This is a genomic window from Shimia ponticola (assembly GCF_007995215.1).
GTDB lineage: Bacteria > Pseudomonadota > Alphaproteobacteria > Rhodobacterales > Rhodobacteraceae > Shimia_B > Shimia_B ponticola.
The window spans coordinates 289,403-302,949 of sequence record NZ_VCDK01000003.1; the positions used below are offsets into that span (position 1 = coordinate 289,403).

General features: G+C 57.5%; 11 protein-coding genes. 3 read left to right on the plus strand and 8 right to left on the minus strand.

Annotated elements, in window-relative coordinates:
- Positions 1-16: 16 nt before the first annotated feature.
- Genes FE702_RS04845 through mmsB form a run of 3 tightly spaced genes read left to right on the plus strand, consistent with a single transcriptional unit; the run spans position 17 to position 3,081 of the window.
- Positions 17-1,156: an acyl-CoA dehydrogenase family protein gene (locus FE702_RS04845; RefSeq protein ID WP_147125139.1), complete on the plus strand. Its 1,140-nt coding sequence runs from the start codon at positions 17-19 to the stop codon at positions 1,154-1,156.
- Between the two features lie 27 nt (positions 1,157-1,183).
- The gene (locus FE702_RS04850) at positions 1,184-2,215 is read left to right on the plus strand and encodes an enoyl-CoA hydratase/isomerase family protein (protein WP_147125140.1); all 1,032 of its coding nucleotides are present in this window, start codon (positions 1,184-1,186) and stop codon (positions 2,213-2,215) included.
- Positions 2,212-3,081: a 3-hydroxyisobutyrate dehydrogenase gene (mmsB, locus tag FE702_RS04855; protein WP_147125141.1), complete on the plus strand. Its 870-nt coding sequence runs from the start codon at positions 2,212-2,214 to the stop codon at positions 3,079-3,081. The genes FE702_RS04850 and mmsB overlap by 4 nt, the downstream gene beginning before the upstream one ends.
- Positions 3,082-3,093: 12 nt before the next feature.
- Here mmsB and FE702_RS18850 read toward each other — a convergent pair whose 3' ends face one another.
- The 8 genes from FE702_RS18850 to queA all read right to left on the minus strand — a co-directional run bounded on the left by FE702_RS18850 (position 3,094) and on the right by queA (position 13,533).
- Entirely contained in the window at positions 3,094-3,222 is a 129-nt protein-coding gene (locus FE702_RS18850; RefSeq protein ID WP_255449590.1) for a hypothetical protein, read from the minus strand.
- A gap of 333 nt (positions 3,223-3,555) precedes the next feature.
- Positions 3,556-6,435, minus strand: coding sequence for an excinuclease ABC subunit UvrA (gene uvrA / locus FE702_RS04860; protein ID WP_147125142.1), 2,880 nt, complete (start codon positions 6,433-6,435; stop codon positions 3,556-3,558).
- An 87-nt stretch (positions 6,436-6,522) separates the two neighbouring features.
- A complete protein-coding gene (locus FE702_RS04865) occupies positions 6,523-7,659 on the minus strand; it encodes an MFS transporter (protein ID WP_186826986.1) in 1,137 nt (378 codons plus the stop codon).
- A gap of 100 nt (positions 7,660-7,759) precedes the next feature.
- A complete protein-coding gene (locus tag FE702_RS04870; protein WP_147125144.1) occupies positions 7,760-8,854 on the minus strand; it encodes an SAM-dependent methyltransferase in 1,095 nt (364 codons plus the stop codon).
- Positions 8,855-8,893: 39 nt separating this feature from the next.
- Positions 8,894-10,291 (minus strand): dihydrolipoyl dehydrogenase, encoded by a 1,398-nt coding sequence (gene lpdA / locus FE702_RS04875; protein ID WP_147125145.1) that lies wholly within the window; start codon positions 10,289-10,291, stop codon positions 8,894-8,896.
- Positions 10,292-10,464: 173 nt separating this feature from the next.
- Entirely contained in the window at positions 10,465-11,037 is a 573-nt protein-coding gene (locus FE702_RS04880; protein WP_147125146.1) for a DUF924 family protein, read from the minus strand.
- Between the two features lie 71 nt (positions 11,038-11,108).
- Complete coding sequence (locus FE702_RS04885) at positions 11,109-12,386, minus strand: MFS transporter (protein ID WP_147125147.1); 1,278 nt, start codon at positions 12,384-12,386, stop codon at positions 11,109-11,111.
- Positions 12,387-12,477: 91 nt separating this feature from the next.
- Positions 12,478-13,533 carry a tRNA preQ1(34) S-adenosylmethionine ribosyltransferase-isomerase QueA gene (queA, locus tag FE702_RS04890; RefSeq protein WP_147125148.1) on the minus strand — a complete coding sequence of 352 codons (1,056 nt, stop codon included), beginning with the start codon at positions 13,531-13,533 and terminating at the stop codon, positions 12,478-12,480.
- Positions 13,534-13,547: the final 14 nt, after the last annotated feature.

Genomic DNA, 13,547 nt, shown 5'->3' on the forward strand with positions numbered 1-13,547 from the left:
TACTGGAGGGGCCACGTTGGATTTTGCTCTGACCGAAGAACAAACGGCGATCTATGACATGGCGCGCAGCTTTGCGATGGATGAGATCGCACCGCACGCAGCACAGTGGGATCGTGACGGCTCGATCCCAAAGGATTTGTGGCCCAAACTGGCCGAGCTTGGCTTTGGCGGGCTCTACGTTCGTGAAGAAAGCGGCGGATCGGGGCTAAGCCGTCTGGACGCCACGCTTGTCTTTGAAGCACTCAGCGAGGCCTGCGCATCTGTTGCGGCATTCCTGTCGATCCACAACATGTGCGCCGCGATGATTGACAAGTTCGGGTCCGACGACCTGCGTGATCGCTATCTTGCGCGTGCGATCTCGATGGAGACCTTCTTTTCCTATTGCCTGACCGAACCCGGCAGTGGGTCTGATGCCGCCGCGCTCAAGTCGCGCGCGGATCGTACCAATGAAGGATATGTTCTGAACGGGACCAAGGCCTTTATCTCGGGCGGAGGATATTCGGACGCCTATATCGTCATGTGCCGCACAGGAGACGACGGACCAAAGGGCATCTCGTCGGTGATCGTTGATGATGGCTCGGACGGTCTGAGTTTTGGCGGATTAGAGGATAAAATGGGCTGGCGCAGCCAACCGACCCGCCAAGTTCAGTTGGACAATTGCAACATTCCTTCGGGCAATTTGCTGGGTGAGGAAGGCAAAGGTTTCACTTATGCGATGATGGGGCTTGATGGCGGGCGTCTGAACATTGCGGCCTGTTCTTTGGGTGCCGCGCAGGCGGCGTTGTCTCAGACCATCGACTACATGAACGAGCGCAAGGCGTTTGGCCGTCCGATTGCAGATTTCCAGGCGTTGCAATTCCGGTTGGCGGATATGGAGATTGATCTGCAATGCGCACGTACTTTCCTGCGACAGGCAGCGTGGAAGCTGGATAACGCCACGCCTGACGCGACCAAATTTTGCGCCATGGCCAAGAAACAGGTCACCGAGGTGGGCAGCCGCGTCGTGGACCAATGCCTGCAATTGCATGGCGGTTACGGATATCTTTCTGACTATGGCATCGAAAAGCGTGTGCGCGATCTGCGTGTGCATCAGATTCTCGAAGGCACCAATGAGATCATGCGCATGATCGTGTCGCGGGATATGCTGCGTGCATAGGACAAATCCGGGACTGCGAAAGACACTATGACAGACGTCCTGATCCGCAAGGATGGCCGTGCGGGCCACATCACGCTGAACCGCCCCAAGGCGCTGAACGCGCTCACTTGGGACATGTGCCTTCAGATTGAGGCGGCGATCACCGATTGGGCGTCCGACGATGGCGTTGCGCTTATCATCATTGACGCCGAGGGCGAGAAGGCCTTCTGCGCGGGCGGTGACATCGCAGAGATGTACCGCACGGGCACCGAAGGCGACTTTGACTATGGGCGGCGGTTCTGGACCGATGAATACCGCCTGAACGCCAAACTTGCCCGCTATCCCAAACCAGTCGTCAGCTTCCTGCAAGGGTTCACCATGGGCGGCGGTGTGGGCCTTGGCTGTCATTGCAGCCATCGGGTCGTTGGCGACACCAGCCAGATCGCCATGCCAGAGGTTGGAATCGGTTTGGTTCCTGACGTTGGTGGGTCCCTGATCCTTGCCCACGCGCCGGGGCAACTGGGTGACTATCTCGCTCTGACCGCTGCCCGCATGGATGCAGGCAATGCGATTTATGCGGGGTTTGCCGATCATTACGTTCCCGAAGACCAATGGAACGCGCTCAAGATCACGATGGCTGAGACCGGGCAACTGCCGGGCTTTGAGCACCCTGCCCCAAACGCGAGCTTTGCGGCACATGATGCTGAATTAAAACACTATTTCAGCGGCGCGACCCCTGCGGATATCGCGCGGGCGCTGGCGGTGTCAGATGATGATTTCGCCGCCTCGGCCCTCAAGGCGATCAAGCGGCATTCCCCGCTGGCCATGGCCTGTGGATTGTCGATCATTCGCCGACTGCGATCGACCGATGACATCACGCGCGCCCTGGAATTGGAATACCGCTTCACATCGCGCGCGATGGAGCATGGCGATTTCATCGAGGGCATTCGCGCTGCGATCATCGACAAGGATCGGAGCCCAAATTGGCGGCACACATTGGATAAGGTGCCGGCGGTTGACGTGTCGGCCATGCTGCACCCCTTGGGGGCGGATATTCTGAACTTGGAGGACCCCGCATGAAAATCGGATTCATTGGACTGGGCAACATGGGCGCGCCGATGGCCGCCAACCTTGCTGATGCCGGTCACGCGGTGACCGGGTTTGACACCGCGGCAAAGCCCGAAGGTTTGACATTGGCCACAAGCGCAGCGGAGGCGGCAAGTGGCGCTGATGTGGTCATTACGATGCTGCCTAACGGTGATATCCTGCGCGCAGTGGCGGATCAGGTGATCCCGGCCATGACCCCTGGTGCGGTGCTCTTGGATTGTTCGACAGTTGACGTGGCTTCGGCCCGCGATGTGGCGGCGCAAGCGGCGGATCATGGGAATCAGATGCTAGATGCCCCGGTCTCAGGCGGCATTGGTGGCGCGCAAGCCGGAACGCTGACCTTTATGGTGGGCGGCCAAGAGGACGCATTTGCCACCGCCAAACCGCTTTTTGATATCATGGGACAAAAGGCCGTGCATTGCGGCCCTGCTGGAAACGGACAGGCGGCCAAAATCTGCAACAACATGATCCTTGGCATCACCATGATCGGTACCTGCGAAGCCTTTGCTTTGGCTGATAAATTGGGGCTGGATCGGCAGGCGATGTTCGACGTGGTCAGCACCTCTTCTGGCTATAGCTGGACGATGAATGCCTATTGCCCAGCTCCGGGAGTCGGCCCCACAAGCCCGGCCGACAATGACTACAAACCGGGCTTTGCGGCGGCACTTATGCTCAAGGATTTGCGCCTGTCACAGCAGGCCGCAGAGGGAGCGGATGCCGATACGCCGCTGGGTCAAGCGGCCACAGAATTATATGCGCAATTCGTGGAAGCCGAAGATCAGGGCCACATGGATTTCAGCGCAATGTTGCCACGTTTTGAAAAACGCGGACGCGGGTAACGGTACTGTGGCCTATTGAATGACCGACTGCGTCACTTCCGACTTGGATTTGGAACAGCCAAAGACTTCGATAGGCTGCCCCGCATGCGCCTTGAGCGCGAGGGCGGCAACTATGGCAAAGGACAAAACGGCGGCTTTCATGGCGATGGTCCGAATAAGTATGATGCTTAAAGGCTATGTAAATCTCTTTTACATTGCAACCGCCCAGAGGTCAGGTTTCCATACCTTGCACAAATCCGCCGATCCCTTGCGCGATTGACCTGTTGGGGATTCCCGTTAGGCTCGGTCTCGTGTCGCCGCAGCACGTTTGAACAAGGAGACCTATCATGGCCACAACCACTGTTGTCGGCATCTTCATCGTGGCATTTGCCGGGTTGGGGCTGCTCTGGCTGATCCGTTCAGGCAACTGAACCACCTAAAGGTCCGCAATAGAAAAGGCCCGCTTCGCAGCGGGCCTTTTGCTTTCTGTGATCCCTATTCGGCGGCTACCTTCTTGGCGTTGCTGCGTTTCGGGTTCAGCATGGGTTTGAGGTAATGGCCGGTATGGCTACCTTCGATCTCTGCCACTTGCTCGGGCGTTCCGGTCCCCACGATTGTACCGCCACCATCCCCGCCCTCGGGACCAACATCAATGATCCAATCGGCGGTCTTCACGACGTCGAGGTTGTGTTCGATCACCACCACGGTGTTGCCCTGATCGACCAGCTCATGCAGCACTTCGAGAAGTTTGCGCACATCTTCAAAATGCAGACCCGTGGTCGGCTCATCCAAAATGTACAGTGTCCGCCCGGTCGAGCGTTTGGACAGCTCCTTGGCCAGCTTCACTCGTTGGGCTTCGCCGCCTGACAGCGTCGTCGCCTGTTGACCCACCTTGATATACCCAAGACCCACACGCATCAGAGCATCCATTTTTTCGCGGATGGATGGCACGGCTTGGAAAAACTCCTGAGCATCTTCCACAGTCATATCAAGGACATCGGCGATGCTCTTACCCTTGAAGAGAACCTCCAACGTTTCGCGATTGTAACGCGCGCCATTGCAGGTTTCGCAGGTCACGTAGACATCCGGAAGGAAGTGCATCTCAATTTTGATGACGCCATCGCCCTGGCAGGCCTCGCACCGCCCGCCTTTGACGTTGAAACTGAAACGACCTGGTTTGTAACCACGCGTTTTTGCCTCTGGCAGCCCTGCGAACCAATCGCGAATTGGAGTGAAGGCCCCGGTGTAAGTCGCTGGATTTGAACGCGGAGTTCGCCCGATAGGGCGTTGGTCAATGTCGATGACCTTGTCCAGATGCTCCAACCCCTTGATCGTCTCGCAAGGCGCTGGCGTCTGCCGGGCACCGTTCAGGCGCATAGACGCGGTTTTGAACAGCGTTTCGATCGTCAGCGTTGACTTACCACCGCCGGAAACACCCGTGACACAAACAAATTTGCCAAGCGGAAATTCAGCGGTCACGTTCTGAAGATTATTGCCTGAGGCTTTGACAACCTTGATGGATTTGCCTTTTCCCTTACCCTTGCGGCGGGTCGCAGGCACCGCAATCTCGCGACGGCCGGCGAGGTAGTCACCGGTCACAGAGTTGGGGTTGTCGATGATCTGCTGCGGGGTACCGTGGGCCACCACTTGTCCCCCATGAACACCCGCGCCCGGACCAATGTCATAGACATAATCGGCTTCGCGAATTGCTTCCTCATCATGTTCAACGACGATGACGGTGTTTCCCTGATCTCTCAGGTTTTTCAAGGTGGTTAGCAGGCGGTCATTATCTCTTTGGTGAAGGCCGATGGATGGCTCATCCAACACGTAGAGAACGCCTGTGAGGCCAGAGCCGATCTGAGATGCCAGCCTGATCCTCTGGCTTTCACCGCCAGACAGCGTACCACTTGAACGTGACAGCGTAAGGTATTCCAACCCCACATTATTCAGAAACCCAAGGCGTTCGCGAATTTCCTTGAGAATCGCGCGCGCGATTTCGTTCTTTTGGGCCGACAGGCTATCAGGAACGCTCGCACACCAATCCGCGGCTTCGCGGATCGACATTTCGACGATCTGACCAACATGCTTACCGGCAATCTTGACGGCCAAAGCCTCAGGCCGCAGACGGTAGCCTTCGCAGGTGCCGCACGGGCGGTTGTTCTGATACCGTTCAAATTCTTCACGGATCCACGAACTGTCGGTCTCGCGATAGCGGCGCTCCATATTCGGCACGACACCCTCGAAGGTGCGCTTGACCTGATAGACGCGCCCGCCCTCGTCATAGCGGAACTGGATTTCTTCGTCGCCCGATCCGTAGAGAAACACCTGCTGCACATGCTTTGGCAGGTCTTTCCAAGGCAGGGTTTTATCAAATTCATAATGCGCGGCGATGGCGTCAATCGTTTGAAGGAAATACGGGCTTTTACCTTTGCGCCAAGGCGCCAACGCGCCATCTGCCAGCTTCATGTTCTGGTCCGGCACGACAAGGCGTTCGTCAAAGAACAGCTCAACCCCAAGACCGTCACAGGATGGACAGGCTCCAAAAGGTGCGTTGAACGAAAACAGGCGCGGTTCGATTTCCGGAATGGTGAATCCGCTAACCGGGCAAGCAAAGTTTTCCGAGAATGTTGTCCGCTCTGGATCGCCCTCTTTCGGGGCGGTTTCCAAAATCGCGATGCCATCGGCCAGATCCAGCGCGGTGCGAAGCGAATCCGCCAGACGTGTTTCCAGCCCCTCGCGCACGACAATCCGATCGACCACTACGTCGATGTCATGGCGATACTTTTTGTCCAGCGTCGGTGGCTCATCCAATTCGTAAAACTCACCATCGACCTTTACGCGCTGAAAGCCTTGCTTCCGCAGGTCGAGGAATTCTTTTCTATATTCGCCTTTGCGGTCGCGGATGATCGGGGCAAGCAGATAACCGCGCGTGCCCTCTTCCATCTTCATGACGATATCGACCATGTCCTGAACCTGCTGGGCCTCAATCGGCTCACCGGTTGCAGGGGAATACGGGGTGCCTGCACGCGCAAACAAAAGGCGCATGTAGTCGTAGATCTCGGTCACTGTGCCCACGGTGGAACGCGGGTTTTTGGACGTTGTTTTTTGTTCGATCGAAATGGCCGGGCTGAGGCCGCTGATGTGATCCACATCAGGTTTTTCCATCATATCAAGGAACTGGCGCGCGTAGGCCGACAGCGATTCAACATAGCGGCGCTGCCCTTCGGCGTAGATCGTGTCGAAGGCCAAAGAGGATTTCCCCGATCCCGACAGCCCCGTGATCACGACCAATTCGTCGCGCGGAATATCGACGTCGATCCCTTTGAGGTTATGCTCGCGCGCGCCGCGGACTTCGATCTTTTTCAGTTCTGGCATGAGCACCCCCAATTGACTTGCAGAACATAGGGCGCAGGCGCTGGCGCGCCAACCCGAAAAGGTGAACATTTAATGAACACGCAGGCGCTATGCGGGCGTCTTGATCCCGCGCCGCAACGTCAACACAACCAACAACCCCGCTATCGAGATCGCGCCCAACAGGGTCAGAAGGCCGTTCAGCGCGCCCAAACTGACCGCGACGGCAAAGATCGGCGTTCCCAATCCCGTGCCGACATTCCCAAGCTGAGCAATCGCTCCGGTGGCCAAGGCGCGATCCCCGTCGGAGGCATTCCAACGCGGAATCGCCGCAAAACAGGCCCCGGGCACCAGGCCCATCCCGATAAAAAGCACATAGGCCGGCCAGATCAGGCCGATGGCAAGGCCGACTGTCCCGCCGATCAGGCAAAGATAGCCCAAAACCATTACATAATCCGGCGTCCATCGCCGCCCCAAGGCACCTGCGGTAAGGTTTCCCAGCAAAGAAACCAAAGGCAATATCCCTGCCAAGGCGGGACAATCGAGCGCCGGAGGAAGAAACGTGACCACGGCGACAAAAAGCACCGTATAGAAAACAAAGATCAGCCCCGGCGCACGGATGTTCGGCTGGCTGTAAATCTCGACATGGGCCCGAACAAACGTGATCTCGCGCGGCTCTGGCGCGCGGTTAGGCAACAGGGGCCACAGGATTGTCGCCAAGATCGCCAACCCCGTGCCATGCATGGCGAACAGCAGCGATAGACCACCCGTGGTCATGATCGGTGGAATGACAACAGACCCAACCGCAAATGCCACGCCAAAGAACATGGCCCAGATCGACATCACCATGGGCTGATCCCGTGGTGTCGCAATCGCGGCCATGATGGGCGGGATCGCGACCACAAGGGCAAGATGCGATACCCCTTCGAGCAGCCGGAGAACGAACAAAAGCCAAAATGGCGGCAATAGGGCTTCGGATAGGCTCAGCAATGCGCCAAGCCCCAACGCGCCTAGGATCACGCGTCGCCCACCCAACCGTGCAACGACCGCGCCCGCCACAACACCAAGGAGAATTCCAACAAAGCTAACCAGCGATACAAGGATCGCGATAACCTCAATCCGCCGGTCGTAAAACGCGACCAGATCATCGAGGACCAGAGACACTTTGATGAATTGAAGCGCTGCGAAGAGCCCGCAGATGAACAAGATGGCGACAAGGCCCCATTGGGTGCGGTCAGCCTCTTTCAACGTGTCGGCCGCATAAGGGCGGGAATTCCTGACTGTGCGAATGCCAAGCCCCCTGCCATTCTGACAGCCTCTGCAAAAGGCTGCCCATTATGACCCAACTTCATATTCTTGCTTTCATTTCAGTTGTCTGGCTTTCCGTCGCGGTGAGTGCTGCCGCATTGGTGGGCTGAGGACGTTCAAACTCCAGACCCGGCTCATCCGCAATTCGGTAGGCCACATTTAGTCTTTCGCCTGATCTGATATGGGGCTGCAAATCAGCGGTGGCCACAAGGTTCAGACTGCAATCGTTTTCGTTCAGCCATAGATCGCCAAAGGTCCGGATACGCGTGAAGATATTCAGCGTCATCTCGTCGTCGGGAACTTCTGGGATCGTGATAAAACCTAACGGTATGCGCCCGCCTTCTTCGGGCAACGACCATGCTTGGGCACCGCATAGGTGAAACACGCTTCCCAGTTGGATACGCTCCGGCGATGTTGGATCTGTGTTTCCTTTGGCATCATCCGCTAAGAAGATCGCGCGCGGATCACACACAGTGAGATCAAGGTGGATGTCCTCAGGTACGAATAGTCCGCCCTCTATCAGGTGGCGAGACAAGTGCCGGGTGACCTGAACCTGAGGTTCCCGCAACAGCGCCCGCTGCAGGACCTCGGTGACGATGACGTGAAAGCCGGTGCTCGGTTCGTACCGGGCCGCATCGCCCGTGACCCATTCATCGACATAATCCAGCGCATGCAGCGAGTTATAAAGCGTCTGGCTCGCCAGTGTTGAGGTGTCGTGAATATCCAAAAAGGTGAACCCGACCTCATCCGCTGCAAAATACGGTAATTGCAGCGTGGCGAGGGTCGCGAAAGGCCCGGTCCCAGCATAGAGCACGCGCAAGCGATCTTGCGGAAACCTTCTTTTGGCCTCTTGCAGCGCCTGTTTCACTCCCAAGGCGAATTGGCGTGTGCGCAGGTGTTCTCGCAGGCACATCGCTGCCTCATATGGGGCGATGGCCACACCAACCTCGGTTCTGGTTTCCTGAAAATCGTCGCCGTGACGCTCGGTCGCCGAAATTGGCGTCAGTGACACGATGTCGGTGAGTTCCCGGTGCAAATCCTGCGCAGCGGCAAGCTGTTCGCCCGGGCTTGATGCATCGCCCAGCAACTGGTGTGTCAACTGGGCGAGCATGTTGCGTGTGGGTATGTCTGCCATCGAAGCCTCATCTTTTGGGGCACGATGGCTGAGCTTGACCTAGAAGTGAATAGCGCGATCCCACGCGTCCAAAACACTTTCGTGCATCATCTCAGACAGAGTCGGGTGCGGGAACACGGTTTCCATCAGGTCTTCCTCCGTGGTTTCCAGCTTTTGCCCCACGACATAACCTTGGATCATCTCGGTCACCTCGGCGCCGACCATATGCGCGCCCAGCAATTCGCCGGTTTTCGCATCGAACACGGTTTTCACCATGCCCTCGGGTTCACCCAATGCGATCGCTTTGCCGTTGCCGATGAACGGGAAGCGACCAACCTTGATCTCGCGCCCGCTCTCTTTCGCCTTGGCTTCGGTCAGACCGACGCTTGCGACCTGTGGATGACAATAGGTGCAACCTGCGATGCTTTCGGGTTTGATCGGGTGGACGTTGTTCTTGCCAGCGATCAATTCGGCGACCATCACGCCTTCATGGCTGGCTTTGTGTGCCAGCCAAGGTGCGCCAGCGATGTCGCCGATGGCGTAAAGCCCCTCCACACCCGTGCGGCAGTATTCGTCGGTCACAACATGCGTGCGGTCGATTTTCACACCGAGCGCCTCAAGGCCTAGGTTTTCGACATTGCCCACGATCCCAACGGCCGAGATGACGGTATCAACGTCCATTTTTTCGACTTTACCGTTCACCTCAATGTGCGCGGTGACCTTATCCTTGGCGCGATCAAGTTTCTTGACCATAGCCTTTTGCAGGATCTTCATGCCCTGCTTTTCAAACGACTTCTTCGCGAAGGCGCTGATTTCTTCGTCCTCGACGGGCAGGATGCGGTCCATAACCTCGACCACGGTCGTTTCCGCGCCCAAGGTGTTGTAGAAGCTGGCAAATTCAATGCCGATCGCGCCCGAGCCAATGACAAGAAGCTTTTTTGGCATGTATTTCGGAGTGAGCGCCGCCTTATAGGTCCAGACGCGTTCGCCGTCGGCCTCAAGTCCGGGCAACTCGCGGGCGCGCGCGCCGGTGGCCAGAACGATGTTCTTGGCGGTCAGCTCCTCGGTGCCCTTTTCGGTCTTGACGCTGACCTTGCCTTTTCCGGTGATCGTGGCCTCGCCCATGATGGCGGTGACCTTGTTCTTTTTCAGAAGATGCCCGACCCCGCCATTCAACTGCTTGGCCACCGCTCGCGAGCGCGAGACAACTGCGTCGAGGTCGTAGTCAATGCCCTTTGCGCTCAGGCCGAATTCCTTGGCGCGGTGCATCAGGTGGAAAACTTCGGACGAGCGCAGCATCGCCTTGGTCGGGATACAGCCCCAGTTCAGGCAGATGCCACCCATGTGCTCGCGCTCGACAATGGCCACCTTGAGACCAAGCTGTGCGCCGCGAATTGCGCTCACATAGCCGCCCGGACCTGCGCCGATTACGATCATGTCAAAGGTTTGTGCCGCCATTTCCGCCCCCAATTTAAGGTCGATGAAAGAATTTGTTTAACGTTAAACTATTCTTTCAGGGCGAACAACGTGACAAACTGCCATTACGTCACATAACAGCGTTGTGCCCGATGCATGGCGTTGCACCGGGCGTGTGTGCGCCTGATAGCGCTGGTTGGAATGGTGGAGCTAGCCTAGCCAGCGACGGCTTCCAGCATCTCGCGATAGCCATTGGATTTGACAAATGTCTGTTCCGGCGGCGTCGAGCGACGCTCAAGCGCGTCGTTGCGTGTTGGAAAGCGGCCAAACTGACGAATGACTTCGCGATGCGCCTTGGCGTGCAACAGATTGCTTTCCCCGCTCTCTGGCATGCGCGTCAAAATCAGGCGCACAGCCCGCTCTTGGTCGCACAGGTTTTCGGAATGCATAAGAGGCAGGTAAAAGAACTGCCGCGCAGGTTCGTCAATCTTCATGTCCCACCCCCGGTCAATCGCGACCTTGGCTGCGGCACGGGCGTAGCGATCTGACGAAAACGCCTTGCCGCTTCCGCGAAACATGTTGCGGGGAAGCTGGTCCATCAGGATCAGGTAAGCCAGTGTCCCAGACGGATATGTCAGCCAAAGAGCGTAAGACCCCTCCATCGCTGCCGTCCAAGCATCTTCAAACCGTTCGCGGCACAACGCATCCAGCGCCTCGCCGCCAGCGTACCAACCCTTTTGGCCGATCTCATCAAGCCAGAATGTCAAAACGTCGTCAGGCGTGATCATGGTAGTTCCCTCTTAACGCCAATAGCCCCCACGAGAATCATTGCGCGTTAAGCGCCCGAAACGCAAGTATGTTATCCTGACGCACCCACCTCTTCGGCGATTTCCTGATCGGTTTCGATATAGACCTCTTGCGCGACCTCCAGCGCAACCGGCGATGCGGTTGGCAGGATGGGCGCATAGGTGGTCGCCTCATAGTCGTCATCGGCAAATGCTGGCGCCCGCTGAGTCATCCGGAACATGGCATAGGCTGCAAGTCCAAGCATCAGGGATGCGATGAAGAGAAAGAAGCCGTTCGGCCCCAATGCCCCCATCACGTAGCCTGTGATCAGCGGGCCAGCGATGGCGCCCACACCATTGATGAACAGCAGACCGCCAGAAGCGGCAGGCATGTCTTCGTATTCGATGTAATCATTGGTGTAGGCCAAGAGCAGGGCATAAAGCGGGTTCGAAGTTCCACCCACAATAAAGCCGACGACCAAGAGCGTGTAGAACGAGCCCCCGAACAGGAAATAATACAGCGCCGCAGCGCCCCCGATCGCCGCACAGGCAAGGATCAGGATACGGCGATCAATCCGGTCTGAAACAAAGCCGATAGGAAACTGCAGGACCAGGGCGCCCACGTAGATCGTCGCAATAAACGTCGAGATTTCACCGACACTCAGCCCGATCTGCGTCGCAAAAACGGCTGCCATCCCGAATTGGGCCGAAAAGACACCGCCCAGCAAAAACATGCCCACACAGCCCAGAGGCGAGGTGCGATAAAGCTCTTTCAAAGACATCGGCTTGGTGCTGTCGAACGGCGGCGTGGGCGACACACTCAGCAGGATCGGCGTAAAGGCGAGGCTGACGAGGATCGACGGGATCACGAACAGGATATAACCAGACGGATCGCCCAGAACCAAAAGCCCCTGTGCTGCCACAACACCCGACATCTGGACGATCATGTACATCGACAGGGCCTTGCCCCGGTTTTCGGTCGTGGTCGCGTTGTTGAGCCAGCTTTCGGCAGTCACATAGAGACCGCAGAAACAAAACCCGATGACGACACGGCCCAACGTCCAAGAAATAGGGTCGGTCAGCACGGGAAAGGTAATCAGCGTGGCAGAGACCAGCGACCCCAGCGCGGCAAAGACCCGGATGTGCCCGACGCGTCGGATCAATTCTGGTGTCATGCGGGACGACACGAGAAAGCCAGCGAAATAGGCCGACATCACGACCGACATCTGAAGCGTCGAGAACCCTTCGATTTCGCCACGAACACCCAAAAGGGTCCCCTGAAGGCCGTTGCCAACCATGAGCAGCATCATTCCAAGCAACAGCGCCCATGCGGAGTTGAGAACCTGTAACATGGCACGATCCTTTGCTGCCTGTTTGGCCGCCGCTTACGCCTGCCGCCGCGCGCAATCTAGCGCGCCACGACGCCGCACAGTCGTTTTCGGATCACGATGCCAAATTCGGCCACAGAAGCGAGGCATCACCATAGCTAAAGAACCGATAGTTCTGTGCGATTGCATGTTCGTATATCGCATCAGTTCGGTCTTTGCCCACAAATGCGGCGACCAGCATCATCAGCGTCGATTTTGGTAAGTGGAAATTGGTCATCAGACCATCGGCTGCGTGAAACTCAAACCCGGGCGTGATGAAGATATCTGTGTCACCTTCCCAGGCGCGTGTCTGGCCACCACGCGCCGCCGTTTCCAGCAAACGCAGCGCCGTCGTGCCAACCGGGACAACCCGATCTCCGCGCGCTTTGGTCTCTGCAATCAGATCAGCGGTCTCTTCGCTCACGCTGCCCCATTCGGCGTGCATCTTGTGATCGCGGATGTCATCGACCTTGACCGGAAGAAACGTCCCTGCCCCGACATGCAGCGTGACAAAGGAATGATCCACGCCGCGCCGTTCAAGGCTTGCCATAACGCCGTCGTCAAAGTGAAGCGACGCTGTCGGCGCCGCCACGGCCCCCTGCTCGCGGGCAAAGATCGGTTGATAGTCGTCTTTGTCTTGTTCATCCGCCGGGCGCTTGGCGGCGATATAGGGAGGCAGAGGCATTTGCCCCGCCTGTTCCAAAGCCGCGTCAAAGTCGCCTTCTGCATCAAAGCGCAAGCGCGCCTGCCCGTCCGCCTTTTCGATGAGGGTCGCACGCAGGGTATCGGAGAAAACCACGATCTCCCCTTCGGCCCATTTGCGCAAAGGTTTGACCAAGGCCATCCAACAGCCATCGGCCTCTGGCGACAGCAACGTGACCTCGATCTTGGCTTCGACGACGCCTTGAGCGCTGTTGCGTGTGCGCGTGCCAAACAGGCGCGCAGGGATCACCTTGGTATCGTTAAAGATCAGCCTGTCGCCCGGATAGAGATGATCAGCAAGGTCGCGGACAACTGCGTCGCGTATGGCGTTTTGGTGGGACACCAACAGGCGCGCAGACGATCGCGGGCGCGCAGGGCGCGTCGCAATCAGCCGTTCAGGCAAATCAAAATCGAAGTCTGACAGTTTCATGAGACCTGCGTCAG

Excerpts from the sequence above, each read along its gene's own strand:
- FE702_RS04850 (WP_147125140.1), top strand. The coding sequence starts at position 1,184 with ATGACAGACGTCCTGATCCGCAAGGATGGCCGTGCGGGCCACATCACG.
- mmsB (WP_147125141.1), top strand. The coding sequence starts at position 2,212 with ATGAAAATCGGATTCATTGGACTGGGCAACATGGGCGCGCCGATGGCC.
- FE702_RS18850 (WP_255449590.1), bottom strand. The coding sequence starts at position 3,222 with ATGAAAGCCGCCGTTTTGTCCTTTGCCATAGTTGCCGCCCTCGCGCTC.
- uvrA (WP_147125142.1), bottom strand. The coding sequence starts at position 6,435 with ATGCCAGAACTGAAAAAGATCGAAGTCCGCGGCGCGCGCGAGCATAAC.
- FE702_RS04870 (WP_147125144.1), bottom strand. The coding sequence starts at position 8,854 with ATGGCAGACATACCCACACGCAACATGCTCGCCCAGTTGACACACCAG.
- lpdA (WP_147125145.1), bottom strand. The coding sequence starts at position 10,291 with ATGGCGGCACAAACCTTTGACATGATCGTAATCGGCGCAGGTCCGGGC.
- FE702_RS04880 (WP_147125146.1), bottom strand. The coding sequence starts at position 11,037 with ATGATCACGCCTGACGACGTTTTGACATTCTGGCTTGATGAGATCGGC.
- FE702_RS04885 (WP_147125147.1), bottom strand. The coding sequence starts at position 12,386 with ATGTTACAGGTTCTCAACTCCGCATGGGCGCTGTTGCTTGGAATGATG.
- queA (WP_147125148.1), bottom strand. The coding sequence starts at position 13,533 with ATGAAACTGTCAGACTTCGATTTTGATTTGCCTGAACGGCTGATTGCG.